20 protein-coding genes are annotated in these 22037 nt (G+C 68.2%); 16 read left to right on the forward strand and 4 right to left on the reverse strand.

Going from position 1 to position 22037, the window contains the following annotated elements; translation table 11 throughout:
* The first annotated feature begins 216 nt into the window (after window positions 1-216).
* Window positions 217-540: a hypothetical protein gene (locus B7P44_RS32950; RefSeq protein ID WP_084910233.1), complete on the forward strand. Its 324-nt coding sequence runs from the start codon at window positions 217-219 to the stop codon at window positions 538-540.
* Window positions 541-622: 82 nt separating this feature from the next.
* Here B7P44_RS32950 and gcvA read toward each other — a convergent pair whose 3' ends face one another.
* Window positions 623-1525, reverse strand: coding sequence for a transcriptional regulator GcvA (gene gcvA / locus B7P44_RS32955; RefSeq protein ID WP_084910234.1), 903 nt, complete (start codon window positions 1523-1525; stop codon window positions 623-625).
* 140 nt (window positions 1526-1665) lie between these two features.
* Between gcvA and B7P44_RS32960 the strand changes: the two genes are divergently transcribed.
* The gene (locus B7P44_RS32960) at window positions 1666-2964 is read left to right on the forward strand and encodes an adenylosuccinate synthase (RefSeq protein WP_084910235.1); all 1299 of its coding nucleotides are present in this window, start codon (window positions 1666-1668) and stop codon (window positions 2962-2964) included.
* Window positions 2965-3274: 310 nt separating this feature from the next.
* Window positions 3275-4216 carry a LysR family transcriptional regulator gene (locus B7P44_RS32965; RefSeq protein ID WP_084910236.1) on the forward strand — a complete coding sequence of 314 codons (942 nt, stop codon included), beginning with the start codon at window positions 3275-3277 and terminating at the stop codon, window positions 4214-4216.
* Between the two features lie 158 nt (window positions 4217-4374).
* On the opposite strand, the gene B7P44_RS32970 is transcribed toward B7P44_RS32965, so the two are convergent.
* Window positions 4375-5091, reverse strand: a complete 717-nt coding sequence (locus B7P44_RS32970; protein ID WP_084910237.1) for a dienelactone hydrolase family protein — start codon at window positions 5089-5091, stop codon at window positions 4375-4377.
* Between B7P44_RS32970 and B7P44_RS36930 the strand changes: the two genes are divergently transcribed.
* Entirely contained in the window at window positions 5090-5260 is a 171-nt protein-coding gene (locus tag B7P44_RS36930) for a hypothetical protein (protein WP_157721133.1), read from the forward strand. The genes B7P44_RS32970 and B7P44_RS36930 overlap by 2 nt on opposite strands.
* A 189-nt stretch (window positions 5261-5449) precedes the next feature.
* Here B7P44_RS36930 and B7P44_RS32975 read toward each other — a convergent pair whose 3' ends face one another.
* Entirely contained in the window at window positions 5450-5758 is a 309-nt protein-coding gene (locus tag B7P44_RS32975) for a DUF4148 domain-containing protein (RefSeq protein ID WP_084910238.1), read from the reverse strand.
* Window positions 5759-6065: 307 nt separating this feature from the next.
* On the opposite strand from B7P44_RS32975, the gene parS reads away from it, so the two are divergent.
* From parS to B7P44_RS33000, 5 genes are all read left to right on the forward strand, one after another.
* Window positions 6066-6521: an Xre family toxin-antitoxin system antitoxin gene (parS, locus tag B7P44_RS32980; RefSeq protein WP_084910239.1), complete on the forward strand. Its 456-nt coding sequence runs from the start codon at window positions 6066-6068 to the stop codon at window positions 6519-6521.
* Window positions 6518-6997, forward strand: coding sequence for an RES family NAD+ phosphorylase (locus B7P44_RS32985; protein ID WP_084910240.1), 480 nt, complete (start codon window positions 6518-6520; stop codon window positions 6995-6997). The genes parS and B7P44_RS32985 overlap by 4 nt, the downstream gene beginning before the upstream one ends.
* A 198-nt stretch (window positions 6998-7195) precedes the next feature.
* Window positions 7196-10630 (forward strand): adenylate/guanylate cyclase domain-containing protein, encoded by a 3435-nt coding sequence (locus B7P44_RS32990; protein WP_084910241.1) that lies wholly within the window; start codon window positions 7196-7198, stop codon window positions 10628-10630.
* A 73-nt stretch (window positions 10631-10703) separates the two neighbouring features.
* Window positions 10704-11753: a patatin-like phospholipase family protein gene (locus B7P44_RS32995; protein ID WP_084910667.1), complete on the forward strand. Its 1050-nt coding sequence runs from the start codon at window positions 10704-10706 to the stop codon at window positions 11751-11753.
* Between the two features lie 28 nt (window positions 11754-11781).
* Window positions 11782-12393: an HD domain-containing protein gene (locus B7P44_RS33000; protein WP_084910669.1), complete on the forward strand. Its 612-nt coding sequence runs from the start codon at window positions 11782-11784 to the stop codon at window positions 12391-12393.
* Window positions 12394-12428: 35 nt separating this feature from the next.
* Here the strand turns inward: B7P44_RS33000 and B7P44_RS33005 are convergent, their stop codons facing one another.
* Window positions 12429-13814 carry a GSCFA domain-containing protein gene (locus tag B7P44_RS33005; protein WP_231716870.1) on the reverse strand — a complete coding sequence of 462 codons (1386 nt, stop codon included), beginning with the start codon at window positions 13812-13814 and terminating at the stop codon, window positions 12429-12431.
* A gap of 336 nt (window positions 13815-14150) precedes the next feature.
* On the opposite strand from B7P44_RS33005, the gene B7P44_RS33010 reads away from it, so the two are divergent.
* From B7P44_RS33010 to B7P44_RS33040, 7 genes are all read left to right on the forward strand, one after another.
* Window positions 14151-14915, forward strand: a complete 765-nt coding sequence (locus tag B7P44_RS33010) for a hypothetical protein (RefSeq protein WP_084910243.1) — start codon at window positions 14151-14153, stop codon at window positions 14913-14915.
* 22 nt (window positions 14916-14937) lie between these two features.
* Complete coding sequence (locus B7P44_RS33015; RefSeq protein WP_084910671.1) at window positions 14938-15201, forward strand: CbrC family protein; 264 nt, start codon at window positions 14938-14940, stop codon at window positions 15199-15201.
* A gap of 120 nt (window positions 15202-15321) precedes the next feature.
* Window positions 15322-16572, forward strand: a complete 1251-nt coding sequence (locus B7P44_RS33020) for a metallophosphoesterase family protein (RefSeq protein WP_084910244.1) — start codon at window positions 15322-15324, stop codon at window positions 16570-16572.
* A 3-nt stretch (window positions 16573-16575) separates the two neighbouring features.
* Window positions 16576-20046: a YhaN family protein gene (locus B7P44_RS33025; protein WP_084910245.1), complete on the forward strand. Its 3471-nt coding sequence runs from the start codon at window positions 16576-16578 to the stop codon at window positions 20044-20046.
* 85 nt (window positions 20047-20131) lie between these two features.
* On the forward strand, window positions 20132-20656 hold the full coding sequence (locus B7P44_RS33030; RefSeq protein WP_084910246.1) for an HD domain-containing protein: 525 nt from the start codon (window positions 20132-20134) through the stop codon (window positions 20654-20656).
* The gene (locus tag B7P44_RS33035; protein WP_084910247.1) at window positions 20653-21303 is read left to right on the forward strand and encodes a DUF429 domain-containing protein; all 651 of its coding nucleotides are present in this window, start codon (window positions 20653-20655) and stop codon (window positions 21301-21303) included. The genes B7P44_RS33030 and B7P44_RS33035 overlap by 4 nt, the downstream gene beginning before the upstream one ends.
* Window positions 21304-21395: 92 nt before the next feature.
* A complete protein-coding gene (locus B7P44_RS33040) occupies window positions 21396-22034 on the forward strand; it encodes a LuxR C-terminal-related transcriptional regulator (RefSeq protein ID WP_162296940.1) in 639 nt (212 codons plus the stop codon).
* Window positions 22035-22037 lie beyond the last annotated feature (3 nt).

A 22037-nucleotide genomic window follows, 5' to 3' on the forward strand; every position in this document is an offset into this window, starting at 1 on the left:
AGGAACGTGTCCATGATCATCGTCCCCGGACGCTGCCGACGACAAACGATGCCGTTCCACCCTGCACGGTGCGCCATTCAGCGGTATCCATATCGCCACTGGCGCAGCGACACGGTTATGATGCACAAGCCCCGAGCGACGTATCCCCGCTTCGGAGGCAGGGGTGGTATCTCGACGTACTTCAATCTGTAATCAATCAGAAGAAGGAGTTCACTGATGCATATCCAAACCAGAAGGTTCACGCTCGTCGCTGCCGCTGCAGCGCTCCTGATCGGCGGCACGGCACCGGCGTTTGCCCAGGCGTCGGCCAGCGAACCCGCGGCGCAAGCACAGGATGCCAAGGCAGCGAAGGCACAGGCGCGCAAGGAAGCCCGTGCGAAACACAAGGCCGAGCGCAAGGCCGCGCGCGCGAAGAACAACGCCGAGCTGAAGAAACTCGAAGACGCGGGATACAAGCCTTCAGCCAATGATCCGAATTATCCGCAGAACCTGCAGGACGCAGAGAAGAAGGCAGGGGCTGCTGCCGGCGCAAGCCAGTAAACGTTCTCCCGGCGTGTGCGCCGTGCGATGACGGCGTGGCGCACCGCTTGTCCTCACCATGTGAGATGGGAGCGTCTCTCCGTCACGCGTCGCGCGAAGCCGACGCACTGCCAGCCAGTTTCAGCCAATCCATGAATGCACGCACCGCGCGGTCTTCCGCGCGCGCCGCGGCCACATAAATGAAATAGCGCCACGGCGGCAGCACGGGCGCATCGAACGGCTGCACGAGCCGGCCTTCGGCGATATCGTCCGCGACGAGCGCGATCGGGCCCATCGCGACGCCGAGCCCGTCGAGCGCGCCCTGCAACGTCAGGTAGAAGTGCTCGAGCGTAAGCGAATGCCGCGGCACGAGATGCGGGTGCCCTGCCGCCGCGAGCCATTCCGGCCACATGCCCGGATAGGTCGCCGAATGCAGCAGCGTGAAGTGCGCGAGATCCGCGGGTTTCCTGAGCGGCTTTTTCTCGAGGAGCCGTGGCGCACAGACGGGCAGGCGAACCTCGGAGAGAAACTCCTCGGCCACATAGCCTTCGATCGACTGCGGGCCGCCGCGAATGATCACGTCCACGACGTCGCGGAGCTTGTCGATCGGCTCGTTCGACGTCGAAAGCCGCACCTCGATGTGCGGATGGGCGACCTGGAACGACGACAGCCTCGGCACCAGCCAGCGCAGCGAGAAGGTGGCCGGCGCGCTGACGCGCAGCACGCCCTGGTGTCCTCGCTGAAGCTGCTGCGCGGTCGCGAGCGCGATACGGTCGAACGACGCGCCGACTTCGGCCAGGTAGACCCGCCCGGCCTCCGTCAATTCGACCCGCCGGTTGTACCGCTCGAACAGCGCCTGCCCCAGCCACGCCTCCAGTTGCTGCACGTGCCGGCTGATCGCGCCGTGCGTGACGCACAGCTCGTCGGCGGCCAGCGTAAAGCTGCCGAGCCGGGCGGCGGCTTCGAACGCCCGCAGCGAGTTCAGAGGAGGGAGGGTTCGGCGCATCGCATCGTTTCGCGTGAATTTATATCACGCGATATCTCAGGTTTAATCGTTTGATCGTCAAAAGTAGCTGCGCCAATATGCCATACGAGCGGCTCGTGGAGTCCGCCAAGTGTCGAAATTTCTCACATGGAGATCGAAGCATGCCGAATGTCGTGGTGGTGGGCGCGCAGTGGGGCGACGAGGGCAAGGGGCGTCTGGTGGACTGGCTCGCGGGGCAGGCCGACATCGTCGCGCGGTACAACGGCGGCCACAACGCGGGACATACGCTGGTCGTCGACGGGAAGACCTACAAGCTCGCGCTGTTGCCGAGCGGGCTGGTGCGCGGCAAGCCGGGCGTGATCGGCAACGGCGTCGCGCTCGATCCTGAAGCGCTGCTCGCCGAGATTGCGCGCATGGCGGAACTCGGGGTCGCGGTGACGCCGGACAACCTGTCGATCGCCGAGAACGCCACGCTGGTCCTGCCGATTCACCGGGCCGTCGACCGCGCACAGGAGCAGTTGCGCCGCGAACCGATCGGCACGACGCTGCGCGGGATCGGCCCCGCCTACGAAGACAAGGTTGGTCGCCGGGGGCTGCGGGTTTGCGACCTGGCCGATCCGGACGGACTCGCACGCAAGCTCGACGCGCTGCTCGATCATCACAATGCGTGGTTCCGCGGCCTGGGCCTCGACACATGGTCGCGCGACGCGATGCTGCCGATGCTCGCCGACCTCGCGCCCAAGGTGCTGCCGTTCGTGCGGCCCGTATGGGCCGATCTCAACGACGCGCACGACCAGGGCAGGAAGATCCTGTTCGAAGGCTCGCAAGCCGTGATGCTGGACATCGACTGGGGCACGTATCCGTTCGTGACGTCATCAGGCACGGTCGCGTCGGCGGCCGCCGCCGGCACCGGTCTCGGCGCATCGAAGCTCGGCCGCGTGCTGGGCGTGACCAAGGCCTATGCGACCCGCGTCGGCGGCGGACCATTCGTCACCGAGCTTGCCGACGAGATCGGCGAGCGGCTGCGGGAACGCGGGCGCGAGTACGGCGTCAATACCGGCCGGCCGCGCCGCTGCGGATGGCTCGACGCCGTCCAGCTGCGCCAGGCCGTCAAGGTGTCCGGCATCGATTCGCTGGCGCTGACCAAGCTCGACGTGCTGGACGGGTTCGACGCGATCCGGCTCGGCGTCGGATACGAGCTCGACGGAACGCGCATCGATCATCTGCCCGCGAGCCTCGCTGCGCAGTCCCGCGCGAAGCCGATCTACGAGCAGTTCGACGGGTGGACCGGCACGGTCGCCGGCAAGCGGCGGCTCGGCGATCTGCCGGAAGCGGCGCGCCGCTTCGTCGAACGCGTCGAGGCGCTCGTCGGCGTGCCCGTTTCGCTGATCACGACCGGACCGGAGCGCGACGACACCATCGTGTTGCGGAGCCCGTTCGATTCGTCCGCGCGCGCATAGCCGCCGCAGGCAACCCGGTCGCCCTCGCCGGTCACACCATCAGGAGTCCGTCCGAGCGGGCGTATGTCGACATCGACGATGCGTCGTCCGGAAGCGTCGGGTTGACCGCCGCGGTCGGGATCATGCCGAACTGGACACGCCCTTGGCGCTGCTGTACTGTTCCGCACCATTCGTGCCGAAGCGGAGCGACGCCGTCATCAGCTTGCGTTGCAAGGCTCGCGCCGAGACGATACAGGCACGGTCCCGGCCTCGCGCTTCGCGATGGCCAGGGCCGCATGGCGCGAGGCGATCTCATTCCCGGGGGCTGTCGATGGACACGCTGCAGATGATGCGCATTTTTGTCCGCGTCGCGGAGGAGGGCAGCTTCACGAGCGCCGCCCAGCGCCTGGACATCACGACGGCCTACGCATCGCGTTCGGTTGCGCAACTGGAAACGCATCTGCGCACGCGCCTCCTCAATCGCAGCACGCGCCGCATCGCGCTCACCGATGCGGGGCAGCGCTACCTGGATCGCTGCCAGCGGGTGCTCGCATACATCGACGAGGCCGAGGCGGAAGCGGCGGACGCGCAGGCCAAGCCGTCGGGCCGGCTGCACGTGCACGCGACGACGAGCTTCGGCCAGGCGTACGTGGTGCCGGCGGTCGTGCGCTACCGCGAGCGCTATCCGTCGGTGGCGGTCGAGCTGACGCTGTCGCAGCACGTGCCCGACATCATCGACGAAGGCTACGACGTGTCGCTGCAATTGAGCACGACGGAGCTGCCCGATTCCGGGCTTGTGTCGCAGCGGCTCGGCACCGTGCACAGCGTGCTGTGCGCGTCGCCCGCGTACCTGCGCGAACACGGCACGCCGCAGACGATCAGGGACCTCGAGGCGCACGCCTGCCTGCAGATCGTCACGCCGGTGTTTCCGCGCGACCGCTGGCATCTCGACGGCCCCGACGGCCGCGAGACCTTCGAGCTTCCGCTACCCGACTTTCAGGTGAATGTTGCCGATGCGCTCGGCGCCGCGCTGCGCGCCGGTCTCGGCATCGGCTCGCTGCCGATGTCGACCGCGGTGCCCGCGCTGCGCAGCGGCGCGCTGGTCCGCGTGCTGCCCGAATACCGGCTGCAGAAGCTGACGGTCTATACGCTGTATCCGTCGCGGCAGTACCTCGACGCGAAGATCCGGACCTTCGTCGAGTTCCTGCGGGAATGCGTGCCCGAGATGCTGGCCGCCGACGAGGCGGCGCTGTGCGGTTCCGGTCAATCGTGAGTTGGCGCGGCGTCGCCGTGACGGCGTAACGCGCGCTTCTGTTGCACCGTTCGTTGCGAACGGATGGCGACCGGCACGATACCTTCGAGACCCCGACCATCATCCGCCGGCCGCATGCTCCCGGCCGGCAGACGACGATCACGCGTATCGCAACGCGCTTACTTCGGCTCGGTCGTCCACAGCGTGCGGCCGAGGAACGTGAGCGTCCGGTCCCATGCGATCTGCGACCATGCCGGATCGTACTGCGTGCCCGGCAGGCGGCCGGTGCCGACGGCGGTCTCGTTCGCGAATGCGTGATGCGCGAGGTAGCGATGGAACGTGAAGTCGACGTTCGCGGCGCTCAGCTTCTTTTCCAGCGCGTCCACCTGATCGATCGTAAAGAACGCATCCTGCGTCGCCCAGTGGCCCATCACGGGCGCCTTGATCTTCGACGCGTCGATGTAGTCGAGCGGGGGCAGGCCGTACCACGCGACGCCGGCCGTCACGTCGGCGTTCTGCAACGCGAGCAGGGTCAGTGCGCCACCCATGCAGAAGCCGGTGACGGCGATGCGCCCGGCGTGCGTCTTCAGGTACTGCACTGCGCCGGGAATGTCTTGAGACGCCGCGTCGCCGAAGTCGAGCGCGCTCATCAGGTGGTGCGCTTCTTCCGCCTCGACCGTTGATTTCCCGCGGTACAGGTCGGGAACGAGCGCGAAGTACCCGGCCCGGGCGAGCCGGTCCGCGACGCCGCGGATCTGGTCATTCAGGCCCCACCATTCCTGGATGACGACGACCGCGGGCGCGCCGTCGGTTTTTTCCGGCGTAGCCAGATAGGCCTGCAGTTCCTGGCCGTCCGGGCGGCGAAAGGTGATCATGGATCCGGATGCTTGAGACATGAAACCGCTCCTTTTGAAAAATGCGCATGGGTACCGCTTCAGAACAGCCGGCGAACGCGGCAGCGACCGGGATGTTCCCGGCGGTCTTCACGACCTGCGCGCGGCCGCGTCGGCCGGCTCCGTACTCGCCGGAATTCTATGCTCAAACGTGCCGGGTTTGCGCTCGTGATGATGGAGGTCGGCCGGCCCGGAACGTGGACGTCGTCGGGGCGCAAGGTGCGGACGCGCCCGATATTCAAGTATTCCTGATTATTTTCAGGGGGAAGTGCCCGAATGTGAAAACACCACGCCCCCGACGGTCGGGGGCGTGGTGTTCAGTCGTTCGATTGCGCTCGCGATGCGCGAGCGACGGGCCGGCTTAATGACCGAAGTAGACCGAGCCGGGGCCGCTCTGTGTGACCGACACGGCGTGGCCCGCGCGAACGCCGGCCGCTGACTGCGCGCCATAGCCGGTTTCGTCGGCGTTCGTGACGCGCATCTGCGCGGCCTGCAGCGCCTGCGGGTAATGGACGTCGGACACTTCCGGCTTGTACCCGGCCTGCTCGAGCTGGACCAGTTCCGCGCGAACCTGCGCGCGCGTCGGCGTCGGCTGGCTCGATTGGGCGAATGCGCCATACGACGTCGACAGGGCAGTGGCTGCGACCACGGCGTAGACGAACGATTTCATGTTGACCTCCGATTTCCTTGATTTCGCGCTTCACTGGTTGTGCTGAGCGGTTGATTGCATCGTAGCGATGGCGATACCGGTCGGAAATACCGGTTCCAGCGAAAAATTATTGCAATGGGGTTAACGATCCACGGTCGATTCCATGTCTTGTCTGATGATTGGTCGGGCGTGGATTGATCGAAGGGGAACTCCCCATTCGTATGTTCGCGCTTTGAAGAGTTGTTACGTGACAAAGCCAGGATATCCCGCATCGCCAATGGATCGGCAAAACGCCTATAATGGTTGGGCAAATTGCCGAGGAGGGCTCATGGCAACCATCGCTTTCCATCCGTCCGGCGTCGCGCATCCGCGCCAGGCCGAGTTCGCGATTCTCGAACAGCTGCTGGCAACCCGCGTCCGGTCGGGCGCGGATCTCGCCGAGCTGGCGAACGCGCGCGTCGACGTCGCGGTCATCGACCGGCTGTCGGAGCGCGGGCTCAAGTCGGACGAACTGGCGTTCATCATTCCGCGCCGGACGCTGAGCCACCGTCGCCAGGCACATGAACGCCTGTCTCCCGAAGAGTCCGACAAGGCGATCCGCCTTGCGCGGATCGTCGCGCAGGCGACCGCCACCTTCGGCGACCCGGACAAGGCGATGACGTGGTTGCGCAGCGGGCTCCAGCGCTTCGGCGGCCGGACCTCGCTCGACATGGCAAGCACCGAGCACGGCGCGCGGCTCGTCGAAGAGGCGCTCACGCAGATCGACGAAGGGTACTTCGCTTGACGACGCTGTGGCGAATCAGCAATTACGCCGACCTGAAGGGCATCGGCGGGTTGCGCGCCGGCGGCCGCTGGCACTTTGCGGGGCAGCCGGTCGTGTATCTCGCCGAGCACCCGGCGCTGGCGCTGCTCGAGACGCTCGTTCATCTGGAGATCGCCTCCGTAGCGCAACTGCCGAACGGCTACCAGCTGCTGCGCGTCGAGGTGCCCGACTCGGTTGCGGTGGCCGAGATCGTCGAGCACGACGCGCCGGCCGACTGGCGGACGAATCCCGACTGGACGAAGGGCGCGGGCACCGAGTGGCTGCAGACGAAGCCGAGCGCGTTGCTGCGCGTGCCGAGCGCGGTCGTCCCGCATGCGCACAACTTCCTGCTCAATCCTCTGCACCCGGCCACCGCCGAGATCCGCATCGCGGAGATCTTGCAAGCGCCGTACGACAGCCGGATCCTGCGGCTTATCCAGCCGAAGCCGCAGGCGTGAACAGGCCCTGGCCGCGCGGCATGCCCGCCGGCTCGCGTGAAACCGGCATCGCACCGGCAGGACGATCGACGCTGCGCGCACGACGCATATGACCGTCGGCCGGAACCGAGGGAATGCCATATCCCGATCGCCGCTTGCCGCACGCAGGTGCGGCACTAGAATGGGTAAGAGCAGGTTCCGGGCAGGGGAAGCGATCGTATGCGCTGCGCACATTGCGGATTCGACAACCCCGCCGGGGCCGGCTTCTGTGAGACCTGCGGGGCCGCGTTGACGCGCATCTGCCCACGCTGCGGCCACGAGTCGGGCGCCTCCGCGAAGTTCTGCAGCGAATGCGGCGCGCCGCTGACCGATGCGCATGACGGCCCGCGGCCGGCCGCCGGACCCGCCGGCCCGTCCCCGGCGCCGATCCATTACACGCCGCAGCACCTCGCCGAGCGCATCCTCGCCGAACAGGCGGCGATGGAAGCGCGCGGCGGAACCGCCGGCGAGCGCAAGACCGTCACCGCGCTGTTCGCGGACATGGCCGGCTCCACCGCATTGATCCACGATCTCGACCCGGAAGAGGCGCATCGGCTGATCGAGCCCGTCGTCGCGCTGATGATGGAAGCCGTCCACTACTACGAAGGCTACGTCGCGAAATCGCTCGGCGACGGCATTCTCGCGCTGTTCGGCGCGCCGATCGCCCATGAAGACCATCCGCAGCGCGCGCTGTTCGCGGCGTTGCGCATGCAGCAGGCGATGCGCCGTCACAGCGACCGGATTCGTCTGGAGAAAGGCATCCCGCTGCAGATTCGCGTCGGCGTGCATACCGGCGAAGTCGTCGTGCGCTCGATCCGCACCGACGACCTGCACACCGATTACGATCCGGTCGGGCACACGATCCATATCGCATCGCGCATGGAAGGCATCGCGACGCCGTCGTCGATCCTCGTGAGCGAGTCGACCCATCGGCTGGCCGAAGGCTATTTCGAGTTCAAGGCGCTGGGCGCTACCCAGGTCAAAGGCATTCCCGAGCCGCTGTCGGTGTACGAGGTGCTGGGTCTCGGCGCATTGCGCACGCGGTTGCAGCTGGCCGCGCATCGCGGCCTCGCGCGCTTCGTCGGCCGCGACGCCGAACTCGAGCACCTGCACGGCGCGCTGCGGCAGGCCGGCGCGGGCCGCGGGCAGGTCGTCGCGGTGGTCGGCGAGGCCGGCGTCGGCAAATCGCGGCTGTTCCTCGAGTTCAAGGAGCGTTCGCGGCGCGGCTGCCTCGTGCTGGAAACGTTCTCGGTGTCGCACGGCAAGGCCTTCGCGTACCTGCCGCTGATCGAGCTGCTGAAGAACTATTTCCAGATCGCCGCGCAGGACGACGAGCGGCGCTGCCGCGAGAAGGTGATGGGCAAGGTGCTGACGCTCGAGCGCAGTTTCGAGGAGCTGGTGCCTTACCTGCTTTATCTGCTGGGCGTCGGCGACGGCGAACCGGCGCTCGCGGAAATGGACCCGCAGATCCGGCGCGATCGCACGTTCGACGCGATCATCCGGCTGCTGGCGCGCGAGAGCCGCGACCAGCCGGTCGAGCTGCTGTTCGAGGACCTGCAATGGCTCGATCTGGAGACCGAAGCATTTCTCGCCTGCCTGATCGAGCGCGTCGAGCGCACGCGGATCCTGCTCCTCGTGAACTACCGGCCCGAATATCCGCCGGTCTGGGAACGCGCAGCGCATCGCACGCAATTGCGGCTCGAACCGCTGGGCCCGGCCGAGGCCCAGGGGCTGCTCGCCGCGCTGCTCGGCGACGATCCCACCCTCGCGCCCCTCAAGCAGCTGATCCTCGAAAACACGGAGGGCAATCCGTTCTTCATGGAGGAAGTGGTTCAGACGCTCGTCGAGGAACATGCGCTGCTCGGCGAACCGGCGCACTACCGGATCGAGCGGATTCCGGCTGCGCTGCACATTCCGACGACCGTGCAGGGCGTGCTGGCCGCCCGCATCGACCGGCTCGCGATCGATGAGAAGGAGCTGCTGCAGACGCTCGCGGTGATCGGCAAGGAGTTTCCGTTCAGCCTGATCCGCTGCATCTGCGACGGCCAGGCCGCGCGGACGGACGACGATCTGCGCCGTCTGCTGGCGCGGCTGGAGACCGCGGAATTCATTTACGAGCGGCCCGCGTTCCCCGAGGTCGAGTATTCGTTCAAGCACGCGCTGACGCAGGAAGTCGCCGGGCACTCGCTGCTCAACGAGCGGCGCAGCGCGCTGCACGAGCGCACCGCGCAGGCGATCGAGGCGCTGTTCCCGACTCGCATCGCGGACTACTGCAGCGAACTCGCGCACCACTACCGGCTGAGCGGCAACGTGCCGAAAGCCGTCGAGTACCTGTACCGCACCGGGCAACAGGCGCTCCAGCATTCCGCGCAGCCGGACGCGATGCGCCACCTCGGCGCGGCGCTGGAGCTGCTCGAGCGCCTGCCCGACACGCCCGAGCGCGCGCATCGGGAACTCGCTCTGCGAATCGCGCTGGGACCGGCGTTGATGGCGGTCCGCGGCTACGGCGCGCCGGACGTCGCGGCGAACTATACGCGCGCGCTGGCGCTGTGCGAGCAGATCGGCGAGATCTCCCAGCTCTTTTTGGTGCAGCTCGGGCTGAGGACGCATTACCACTTGCGCGCGGAGTACGCGACTGCCCGCGAGATCGGCAACAGGATGTTGCGCATGGCGCGCCAGGCGCAGCATCCTGGGCTGCTCGTGGAGGCGCATCTCGCGCTGTCGGCCAGCCTGTTCTTCGAAGGCGATCTCGTGCGCGCACTGGCTCACGGGGAGCGGGCGCTGGCGCTGCTCGACGCCGAACCGCGCCCCGGGCCAGCGTTCGCCGGCACGATCGATCCGGGCATCCGCTGCCTGAATTTCCTCGCGTGGACCCTGTGGCATCTGGGCTGCGCGGATCAGGCGAACCTGCGCTGCCAGCAGGCGCTCGCGCGGGCCCGGCAGGTCGCCCACGTCCCGACGCTGGCGCTGACGCTCGCGTACGCGGCGCAGTTTCGTCAGTTCCGGCGCGAAGCCGGCGCGGCGCGCGAGCACGCCGAGGCGCTGATGACGCTTGCGACCGAGCAGGGGCTGCCGTTCTGGCATGCGTGGGGCGCGGTCCTGCGGGGCTGGGCGCTGAGCGAGCAGGGCGACCTCGCGGACGGGATCGCGCAGATGCGCGCGGGCCTCGACGGCTACCGCGCGACCGGCGCCGCGATGGGCTGCACGTACTTTCTCGCGCTGCTCGCGGAACATTGCGCACGCGCCGGCGATCCGGCGGCGGGCCTCGGTGCGATCGACGAAGCGATGGCGTTGGCGGCGCGCACCGGCGAGCACTGCTACGAGGCCGAGCTGCATCGACTCAAGGCGTCGCTGCTGCTTGGCGCGGCGGGCGGCGCGGACGAGGCGGAAGGCTGTCTGCGCCAGGCGATCGACGTCGCGCGCCGCCAGCGCGCCCGGTCGTTCGAGCTGCGCGCGGTACTGAGCCTTGCGCGCGTGTGGCAAGGCCAGGGCCGGGCGGCCGATGCGCGGCGGATGCTGTCCGAGGTGTACGGCAACTTTGCGGAAGGTTTCGATACGGCCGACCTGCGCGATGCCGCCGCGCTGCTCGACCGGCTGGCATCGAACGGCGGGTGAGCCGCATGCGCTGAAGCGCATCGGCGACGCGCGTGCGGCCAACGCGAACCGGCATCATGACGGGAGACCGAAGATGGCCACGAAGAGCGAAAGGCATCGTGGACGCGACGCACGCAAGCCGGTCGCGCTGGCGTTGCAGGGCGGCGGCATGCACGGCGCGTTCACGTGGGGCGTGCTGGATCGCCTGCTTGAGGACGGCCGGCTGTCCATCGAGGGCGTCAGCGCGACCAGCGCCGGCGCGATGAATGCCACGGTGCTCGCGCATGGCCTGCTGCAGGGCGGCGAGGCCGCCGCTCGCGGCGCGCTGCACGACTTCTGGCGCGCGGTCGCGGCGTCGGCCGAGCAATACAATCCGCTGCGCTGGATGCCCTGGCTGAAGGGCACGCACAGCTTCGGGCTCGACCACTCGCCGCTGTATGCGTTCGCGGACATGGTGCTGCGGATCTTCTCGCCGTACCAGTTCAATCCGCACAACCTGAACCCGCTGCGCGAGGTGCTGGAGCATCACGTCGATTTCGACGGGCTGAGGAAGCGCTGCCCGATCGGCCTCTACCTGAGCGCGACCAACGTCGAGACGGGCAAGATCCGGATCTTCTCGGGCGACGACGTCTGCGCGGAAGCCGTGCTGGCGTCGGCCTGCGTGCCGACCCTGTTCCATGCGATCACGATCGACGGCCAGCACTACTGGGACGGCGGCTACATGGGCAATCCCGCGATCTTTCCGCTGATCTACCACTGCGACACGCGGGACGTCGTGATCGTGCACATCAACCCGCTGGTTCGCCCGGGCGTGCCCGTGACGGCGGCGGACATCCTCAACCGCATCAACGAGATCAGCTTCAATTCGTCGCTGATGCGCGAGATGCGCGCGATCGCGTTCGTCACCGAACTGATCCAGCAAGGCAAGCTCGCCCGCGACGAGATGAAGGAAATGCGGATTCACTCGATCCGCTCCGACGAAGCGATGTGCGCGCTCAGCGTCTCCAGCAAGTACAACGCGGACTGGGATTTCCTGTGCGGGCTGCGCGACAACGGGCGGCGCGAGGCTGACGCGTGGCTCGCGGAGAACTACCGGCATATCGGCGAGCGGTCGAGCATCGACATCCGCAAGGAATTTTTTTGAGCGCCGCGGCGAACGCAAGGGAATGGGGATGAGCCAGACGCAGGCGCGCTTCGTCGCCTTATGGACCCGCAGCGGCGGCCTCGACGCCGAAGCCGTCTACGCGGACCTTGCCCGGCGCTATGGCGAAGCGGCGCGTCACTATCACACGCTGCGCCATATCCGCCGCTGCCTGCGCGATCTCGACCGGGCGCGCGGCGTGGTGCCGCATCCCGACTCGGTGGAGCTCGCGCTGTGGTGCCACGACGTGATCTATCGGCCCGGCGCCGGCGACAACGAGGCGCGCAGCGCCGACTGGTTCCGGCAATGGGCGGCGGGGCGCATCGCAGCGGGCGAGCGCATTCGCGACATGATCCTGGCGACGCAGCACCGCGTCGTGCCGGCGGACCCGGATGTCCGCTTCGTGGTCGACATCGATCTCGCGGTGCTGGGCGCGACGCGCAGCCGTTTTCGCGAAGACGGCCTGCGGCTGCGCGCCGAGCGCACGGACCTCGACGATCACGCGTACGACCGCCATGTCCGCACGATCCTCGGCGAGCTGCTGGCGCGTCCGCGGCTCTACCACACCGATCTGTTCCACGCGCGCTGCGAAGCGCGCGCGCGCCGCAACCTGGCGTGGCGGCTCGGCTGGCTGCCGCTCTGAGGCTTCGAGCCCGCCGGGCGGCGCGCCGGACCCGGTCAGGAATAGTGTTCGATGAACAGGTCGGTGATGGCCTTGACCACGTCGTCGCCGACGTGAAGGGCGGCATCGTCGTCGTTGCCGTAGAACGGCCCGACGTGCCCGCCGAGCCAGCGCACGACCTCGAAGCTCGGCCAGTAGACGACGTCCGGATGCTTCGTGACGAACTCGTGCGCGACGACGCGCAGCGTCGACTTCGAAATGCAGTCCGCCTGCATCGCCGACTTGAATTCGAACGTGGTTTTCAGCGGCACCGGGCTCACGGTAATCATGATCTTCACGTTCGGGTTCAACGTGCGCATGTACGACGCGATGTACTCGAGATTCTCCAGGTTCTCCTGCACCGTCGTGGTCCGGAAGTCGTACATTTCCGCGAAGGCGCGCGACGCGAACGTCGAGCTCGACGGCATCACGAACTCGCCGGACTGCCTGTCGAAGAAGGCAGGCGCCACGCCGAGCGTGTAGATGAACACGTTCGCCGCGGCCCAGCGCGCCCGCAGTCCGTCCGGCGTGATCTTCAGGGATGCGAACAGCTCGTCGAGACGCTCGCGGCTCTGGCCCTGGCACTTGCCCTGCGCCCAGTCGACCATGCTCCGGTTCGCGAAGCTCGAATTGATGTGCTCGACGACTTCGAAGAAGTCGGCCTGATAGCCGCGCTCGATCAAGCGCGTGGCGATCTCGCGCGCGAAGCACGAGCCGAGCGTGAAGAACCGCGTGTCCCCGCTGATGAAGCGCTGTTTCGGCAAATCCTTGAGCAGGGTGGAACGGATGGCGCTCGTGAGGTCACCGCGCATTTCCTTCGTGGTCGGGTATTTCGCGCGGGCGATCGGTGCGCGCCGCTCGCCGGCCGACAGCACCTTGCGCGACAGCGCGAGGTCGTTGCGATTCGCGCTGTTCGGGCTGAGCGACTGCGCCTTGTCCAGCAGCGCGGCGGCTTCGTCCAGGTCGTCATCGGCGCGGATCTGCGAAAGATTCGCGTAATGCCCGGCATTGCCGGGATCGATCCGGATCAGCCAGCGATACGCGAACTCCGCATCTTCCTGCGGGCCGACGTAGCTGGCGGCCGTCGCGAGCATGTCGAGGCAAAGCTTGAGCTGCGGCCATTGCGCCGCGTCCGGCGAATTTTCGACCAGGCCGAGCGCCTGCCTGGCGTGGTCGCGCCGGACCGCCCAGCTCTTGTGGAAGCCCGGAATCTGCAGCGCGCGAAAGCAGCCGAGGAAGAAGATCGTGTCCGGATTGCGCGGATTGTGCGACGCGGACCTGTCCAGGAACTTGACCGCGTTGCCGAGATCGCGCGCCTGCCCGTAGAGGATGCCGAGGAGCATGTTGGCTTCCCAGTCCGTCTCGTCGGGTTCGCGCTCCAGCAGCGCGATGGCCTCGTGCATGCCGCCTGTCCCGGCGAGGGTTCGCTGGGCATGTTCCTTCCAATTTGTAATGTCCATGGGGATCCGGTGTCGCTTGGTGTACAAGACTTGCCGGGGCTTAACGGCAGCCCGCGCGTCGAACTTTAGGGCGGTCGCTGTCACGCGGCGGTCACGTCGCGACGGTTCGCGCCGCACGCGCCATGCTTAAATAGCGGAGCCGATCCCAACCGGCGGCCGGCTGTGCTGCGCCGGTTGCCGATGGCGGCCCCGTCCGATCGACGTCGTGACGGCAATTGACACGAAAGTGCCGCGCCCGGGCCCCGGCGCGGACCGATAACATTCCGAGAATCGATGACCATGACCGTCCTGTTCCGTCTGCTTGCGCTTGTCTGCGCGCTCTGGCTTGCTGCCTGCAGTTCGTCGCTCCCGCCGCCCGCCGGCACCGCCTCTTCCGCCGCGCCGGACGCCGGCGAGCGTCGCGGGCTCGGCACCGCGTGGGGCGAGGCGGTGCGCTCCGAGACGCGCCAGGTCGATTTCGAGCGCGCGAGCCCGACGACGCCGACCGACGTGACGTCGGTCTATTACAACGACGCGTTGCCCGGACGTCCGGCCGCCGCGACGGTGCACACGCTGCCGACGCGGGTCGCGCTCGCGAACGGCGACGTCGCGCTGTCCTTCGCGGACGAGGGCGGCGCGCCGCTGCGCCTCGCGCATACCGACGGCCGCTGGCACATGGCGGGCGTCAAGGGCGCGCGCTACGTGATCGTGCTGCGCAACCAGGGGCGCCGCACGTTCGAGGTCGTGTCGACGGTCGACGGGCTCGACGTGCTGTCCGGGCGCCCGGGCAGCTACGGGAACGGCGGCTACGTGCTCTACCCGGGCCGCACGCTGACGATCGAAGGCTTCCGCAAGAGCCGGGACGAGGTGGCGGCCTTCCGTTTCGCGTCGGTGCCGGACAGCTATGTCGCGAACGCGAAGTTCGGCGATACGGCGAACGTCGGCGTGATCGGCGTCGCGCTGTTCGCGCAGAAGCATGACGAAGACGCATTGCGCCGCAACGCGAATCCTTTCCCGGGCAACGACGATCGCTATGCGCCGCCGCCCGCGCCGCGCGGCGAATGACGACACGCCAGCGGAGTACCGCATGACGTTGCCGACTTTCCGGTATCACCCCGATCCGCTCGGGACGGGCAGCGTCGTCGAATCGGATGCGCGTTGCGTCTGTTGCGGCGTGGCGCGCGGCTACCGCTATGCCGGTCCGGTCTACGCGATCGGCGAGTTCGACCGGATTGCCGGAAGGGCCGGAATGGGATCGCTTCCTTGCCGCGCTCGACAGGGATGGGTCGCCGACGGCGTATGGGTTCCGGTGCAGGCATTGCGGCGAGCCGGGCGGCTATCAGGAGTGTGACTGACGGTGCGGCGGGCGGATTGGCCACTACAATCTGCCCGTTGACGCCGGTTCGGCGCGACGCCGCACCCGGCGGCAGCGCGCACCGGCCACTCCCCGCTACGTATCTAAGGAATCGTCGTGAAGTTCATCCACGCGGCAGACATACACCTGGACAGCCCGCTGCACGGCCTGAGCGCCTATCCCGACGCGCCGGCCGCGCAGCTGCGCAACGCGTCCCGCGACGCGCTGCGCCAGCTCGTGGATCGCGCGATCGAGGAGGAGGTGGCCTTTCTCGTCATCGCCGGCGATCTCTACGATGGCGACTGGAAGGATCACAACACCGGCATCTTCTTCGGCCAGCAGATGGGGCGCCTGCGCAAGGCGGGCATCCGCGCGTACGTGCTGTGGGGCAACCACGACGCCGAGAGCGAGATGACCAGGAAGCTCACGCTGCCGGACAACGTCACGGTGTTCAGCCACCGCAAGCCGGAAGTGCATCGCCTGCCCGAATTCAACGTGGCGCTGCACGGACAGAGCTTCAAGGACAAGGCGGTCGTCGAGAATCTCGCGCTCGGCTATCCGGAACCCGTGCCCGGCTGCTACAACATCGGCGTGCTGCATACGGCGCTCGAGGGCTACACGGCGCACGCGAGCTACGCGCCCTGCACGCTCGCGGAGCTGCACGCGAAAGGCTACGACTACTGGGCGCTCGGGCACGTCCACGAGTTCCAGCAATGGTCGGGGCCGTCGACGATCGTGTTTCCGGGGAACCTGCAGGGCCGGCACATCCGCGAGACGGGCCGGCGTGGCGCGGTGCTCGTGACGGTCGAGGGCGGCGCGACGCGCGTCGAGCGCCTGTATCTCGACGTGCTGCGCTGGGAGGCCGTCGCGGTCGATGCGGCCGATTGCGTCACGATCGCCGACCTCGCGCGGAAGATCGGGCAGTCGCTGGAAGCGCTGCTGACGGTCGACGGCCACGTGCCGCGCGCGGTGCGCGTGACGGTCACGGGCCGCACGCCCGCGCACGGGCTGTTCTTCGGCCGCGCGACGCAGCTGCGCGCGGAAGTGCTGAACCAGATCGGCATCATCGGCAACGAGCGGCTGTGGCTCGAGAAGGTCAAGGTCGCGACATCCGCGATGGACCTGTCGCATGGCGAGGCCGAGCAGCTCGAAGCGCTCGAGGACCTGAAGCAGATCCTCGCGGACGCCGCGCACGATCCGGAATTTCTCGCGCTGCTCGAACGCGACCTGAAGCCGTTCGTCGGCAAGGTGCGCAGCGAGGTGAAGGAAGAGGTGCCGCTGCTGTCGCTGGCGCGCTCCGGCGAGCTGACCGAAATGGTGCAGCAGGTCGGCCCCGCGTTGCTGGCGCGTCTGGCCCAGGGGGAATGAACGATGCGTATCAAGCGACTCGACCTGATCAAGTACGGCAAGTTCACCGACGCGGCGCTCGGCTTTCCGCGCGCGGACCATGATTTTCATGTGATCGTCGGGCCCAACGAGGCCGGCAAGTCGACGATCCGGACGGCCGTGTCGGAACTGCTGTTCGGGATGAAGCTGCAGACGCCGCTCGACTTCCTCCACAGCACGCCGGAGCTGCGGATCGGCGGCGTGCTCGAAGGCGCGGCCGGCGAGATGGCGTTCCATCGCGCGAGGGGCCGCACGCCGCTGCGCACGCCGGCCGACGAGCGGCTGCCGGACGACTATCTGGCGGCGGTCCTCGACGGCGCGAGCAAGGAATTCTTCGAGCAGATGTTCGGACTCGATCACGGGCGGCTGGTCGAGGGCGGCAGGAGCATTCTCGACGCGTCCGACAAGCTCGGCCAGGTGCTGTTCGAATCGGCGGCGGGCGTCGGCAGTCTCGGGCCGGTGCGCGAGGAGCTGGAAGCGCGCTCGGGCGAGCTGTGGGCGCCGCGGCGCAGCGGCAGCGCGTTCGCGGTGGCCGAGGCGTCCTTCAACGAAGCGGTGGGCGAACTGAAGGCGGTGCAGGTGCGCACGCGGGACTGGGTCGATCGCAAGGAGGCCCGCGAGGCCGTCGATCACGAGATCGAACAGGCGCGCGCCGACCAGCGCCGGCTCGAATCGCTGCGCTCGAAGCTCGAGCGCGTGCGGCGGCTCGCGCCGTATCTGAAGGAGCTGACGGTCAAGGACGCCGCGCTGGTCGAGCTCGGCCCGGTCGTCGAGCTGCCGCCGACCGCCCAGGCGGATCTGCTGAAGGCGCAGGGCGATCTCGCGGCGGAACGCAAGGTGCTGGAGGAGCGGCGCACCGATCTCGCCGGCAAGCGGCACGCGCGCGAAGCGATCGTCGCGGACGGCGACGCGCTCGCGCTGGCCGCCGACATCGACGCGCTCGACCGGCTGCGCAGCGCATGCGCGAATCATCCGCAGGACCTGCTGTTGCGCGACGCGGAAGTCGAGCGCCATTTGTCCGCCGCGTTCGGCGCCGCGGCGCAGCTCGGCTGGCCCGCGGACGAAGCGGCGTTGCGCGCGGCGCTGCCGAAGGCGCTGTCGCTGAAGACGGTCACCAACCTGCTGCGCGAACACGGCGCGCTGCATCAGGCGCTGATCGGCGCGCGCGAAGCGCTCGACGAGAAGGTGCGCGAGCTTGCGGAACTGAAGGACCAGCTCGACCGGCTGTCGACCGTCGAGGTGCCTGAAGCGCTGCGCACGGCGCTCGCCGACGCGCAGGCCTTCAGGAACAGCGCAGCGCGGGAGCAGGCGCTCGAGCGCGAGGTCACGTTGGCGGAACGCGCGCTGACGGACGCGCTCGATGGGCTCGGGCAGTGGCGCCAGCCCGTGGCGGCGCTGCGCACGCTCGACCTGCCGTCGACGGCGCGGCTCGTCGCGTGGCAAAAGGACGACAACGAGCATGCGGGCGCGGTCGCGGCGGCGCGCGACGCGCTGGATCATGCGCGCGAGGAGCTCGAGCGGCTCGAATTGCAGGAAAAGCATTTCGCGGAAAACCACAAGGTCGTCACGACCGCGGACGTCCTGGCGGCGCGGGTGCGCCGCGACGGCGCGTGGGACGACATCAAGCGCGGCGCGGTCGGTCTCGAAGCCGGCGCGCCGGCGGTCGACGACGCGATCCGGCTCGCGGACGAACTCGTCGATTCGCGGCTCGGCACGACGCAGGCGGCGGCGACGCTGCAGTCGCTGCGTCAGCAGGTCGAGTCCGCGCGCGCCGGCGTGACGCGCAGGCAGGCCGCGCTGGGCGAACGCGAGCAGGAACTGTCCGCGCACCGGGACGCGTGGACGCGGCTCGCGACGGCCGCCGGCGTGCCGGGCATGCCGCTCGCCGACATGAACGACTGGCTCGCGAAGCGCGAGATGGTGTTCGCCGCGCAAGCCGAGTACGAGCGTCAGGCGCACGAGTTCGAGTCGACGCGCGCCGCGCGCGTGGCGGCGCAGGCGGCGCTGCTGTCCGCATTGCGGGCGGTGTCGCGCGGGAGCGAGGCCGACGGGCTCGCGGCGCTCGTCGCTGCCGCGGAGTCGTTCGTGCAGTCGGCGGAGAAATCGAGCGCGCAGCAGGGCAGCCTGGAGGATCAGCTGCGTCAGGTCGAGCGCGCGCGTGCGGGCGCGCAGGCGAAAGCCGATCACGCGCAGGTGGCCTATGACGCGTGGCAGGCGCAATGGCGGGAGGCGCTGGCGGACGCGCGGCTCACCACGAGCGCGGTGACGCTTGCGGCGGCTGAGGGCGCGGTCGAGCTGGCGAACGCCGTCGCCGCCGAACTGGCCGCCGCGGATGCGCCGCGCAGCCGCATCGCCGCGATCCGCGCCGACCTGGCCGCGCTGGAACGCGACGCGCGCCGGCTCGCCGAAGCGCTCGATCCCGAGCTGCTGGCCGCCGGCAACTGGCCGGAAGTCGCGCGCCGGCTGACGGCGCGGCTCGCGGCCGCCACGGAAACCGCGAAAGCGATCGAACGCGCCGATGACGCGATCCGGCACGCCGAGGGCAAGGTGGCGGATGCCGTTGCCGCGGTCGCGGGCGCGGACGCCAGGATTCAGCCGCTCCTCGAGATGGCCGGCGTGGCGGCGATCGACGCGGCGCTGCCGCTCGCCGAGCGTTCCGACCGGCATCGCCAGCTGCGGCAGTCGGTCGATGCGGCGCGGGAGGCGCTCGTGCGGGATGGCGACGGACTCTCGCAGGACGCGATCGAGGCCGAGATCGCGGAGCAGGACCTCGCCGACGTGCCGGCGCGGCTCGAATCGGTGAAGCAGGAACTGGGCGATGTCGGCAAGCGCCTGAACGTGCTTGCGCAGCAACAGGTGGTCGCGGAGCAGGCGTTCGGCGTGATCGACGGCCAGGCGAATGCGGCCGTCGCCGAGGCGAAGCGGCAGGAAGCGCTGGCCGCGATGGGCGATGCCGCCGAACAGTATCTGGAGGCCGCGACGGCAAGCCGGCTGCTGAAGTGGGCGACGGATCGCTATCGCGACCAGAAGCAGGGGCCGATGCTCAAGCGCGCCGGGGAAATCTTCGCGGGGCTCACGCTGGGCGAGTTTGCGCGGCTGACGGTCGACACCGAGCGCACGCCGCCCGCGCTCCATGCGAAGCGGACGAAGGGCACGGCGGTCGAGGTGACCGGCATGAGCGAGGGGACGCGCGACCAGCTGTTCCTGGCGCTGCGGATCGCCGCGCTCGAACTGCAGCTGCGCAACCGGACCGCGCTGCCGTTCGTCGCCGACGACCTGTTCATCAACTTCGACGACGCGCGGGCGAAGGCGGGCCTCGAGGCGCTGCGCGACCTGTCGACGCGCACGCAGGTGCTGTTCCTCACGCACCACGACCATCTGCTGCCGCTGGTGAAGGCGGTGTTCGGCGAACGGGTCAACGTGGTGGCGCTGCAGCGCGAGCCGGCGCTCGCGTAGGTTCGCGCGCGAATTTAGCAAGCATGCACGAGGTTACGAATGGCCGGCGCGCTTCGCGCGTCCGGCGACTTGGGGAAGGGCAATCATGAACAAGCTGGTGGCAGCCATCGCGTTCGCGGCGGACAAGCATCGCAATCAGCGGCGCAAGGACGACGAAGCGTCGCCGTACATCAATCACCCGATCGCACTGGCCGACGTGCTGGCCAACGAGGCCGGCATCGAGGACGAGCGCGTGATCGTCGCGGCGGTGCTGCACGATACGGTCGAGGACACGGAGACGACCGAGCAGGAATTGCTGCGCCTGTTCGGCAAGGACGTCGCGGATATCGTGATGGAGGTGACGGACGACAAGTCGTTGTCGAAGGACGAGCGCAAGCGTCGGCAGATCGAACACGCGGCGCACATCAGCCGTCGCGCGAAGCTGGTCAAGCTGGCCGACAAGATCTGCAACGTGCGCGATGTCGCGCGGCATCCGCCGGCGGACTGGCCGCTCGAACGCAGGCAGGCGTATTTCGACTGGGCCAAGGCCGTCGTCGATCGGATGCGCGGCGTGCATCCGGGGCTCGAGGCGATCTTCGACGCCGCGTATGACGCGCGGCCGTCGGCGTGACCGTGCACGCGAAGCGATCCGCTTGCGTCGCCGGCGTCGACGTGGGCGGGAACCGGAAGCAATGCGATCTCGTGATCCTTCGCGGCACGTCGGTCGTGTATCGTGCCGACGGCGTTGCGCCGGAAGCGCTGCCGCCGTTGTGCGTCGAGCACGATGTCGTGGCCGTCGGCGTCGATTCGCCGTGCCGATGGTGGGCCGGGGAAGGCCATCGGCCGGCCGAGCGTGCGCTGGTGCGCGAACGGATTTCGTTGTTCTCGACTCCGGCGCGCGAGCGGGCGCTGGCCAACACCACCGGCTTCTATGACTGGATGTTCGTCGGCGAACGGGTCTATCGGGCGCTTGCCGGCGCGTACCCGCTGTTGACCGCGCCGCATTACACGGGTGGGCGCGTCAGCTTCGAGACCTATCCGCATGCGATCACGTGCGCGCTGCTGGGCAAGGACGTTGCATCCGCGAAGCAGAAGCGCGTTCAGCGCAGGCAACTGCTGGAAACGATGGGCATCGACGTCGCGACGCTGACTTCCGTCGATGCGAGAGATGCCGCGCTGTGCGCGTTGACTGCGGGATTCGTGATCGAAGGATGTGCCGACGTTTATGGGGATGCCGAAGGCGGATACATCCGGGTGCCCGCGGCGCGTGCGCCGTAGCGGCGCCGACTTCCGCGCGGGCGCGTTCGCTTCCGCGTACGCGGGTTCGCGTCGCGCGTTATCCCGCACCGGCGGCGGGTTATTTTTCCGGCATGACGCCAGACCTTATTGTTGCGGACGACCAGCCGATATTCGCGTTGGGTGTGGAGCGAGTGGTCGCGAGTCATGGCATCGGATGCGTGACGCATCGCGTGTCGGACAGCGCGACGCTGATCGCGATACTGCACGCGGACGCGTGTGACGTGCTGGTGACCAACTTCATGTTCGAAGGCGACAGGCAGGGCGGCGGATTGCGTACGCTAGGGTACGTTCGACGCAATTTCCCCGCACTTCCGATCGTGGTCTTCACCGCCGCGGAAAATTACGCGATCTATCGGGAGATCTGGCGCCTGGGCGTCGCCGCGCTAGTGAGCAAGGCCGACTCGCCAGATGAGCTGCTGTCGGCGATACGGTCGGCCACGTCGGGGCAGCGTTATCGCTCCTCGATGATCCGACGATGCCTCGAAAGCGCGCCCTGCCTTCGGGGCGCGAGCCACCTGTCGCCTCGCGAAGTGGAGATCCTGCTGCTCTTCGTGACGGGGTTGTCCGCTGCCGAGGTGGCCGAGCGCCTTAAGCGCAGCGTTAAAACGGTCAGTCGACACAAACGTTCCGGAATGGAAAAGCTCGGCGTGTCGACTGATTATGAATTGTTCAATTACATGAAGGAATTTGGTGGCGGGCGTGTCGATTGACGG

Source organism: Burkholderia ubonensis subsp. mesacidophila, from assembly GCF_002097715.1.
Classification (GTDB): Bacteria; Pseudomonadota; Gammaproteobacteria; order Burkholderiales; family Burkholderiaceae; genus Burkholderia; species Burkholderia mesacidophila.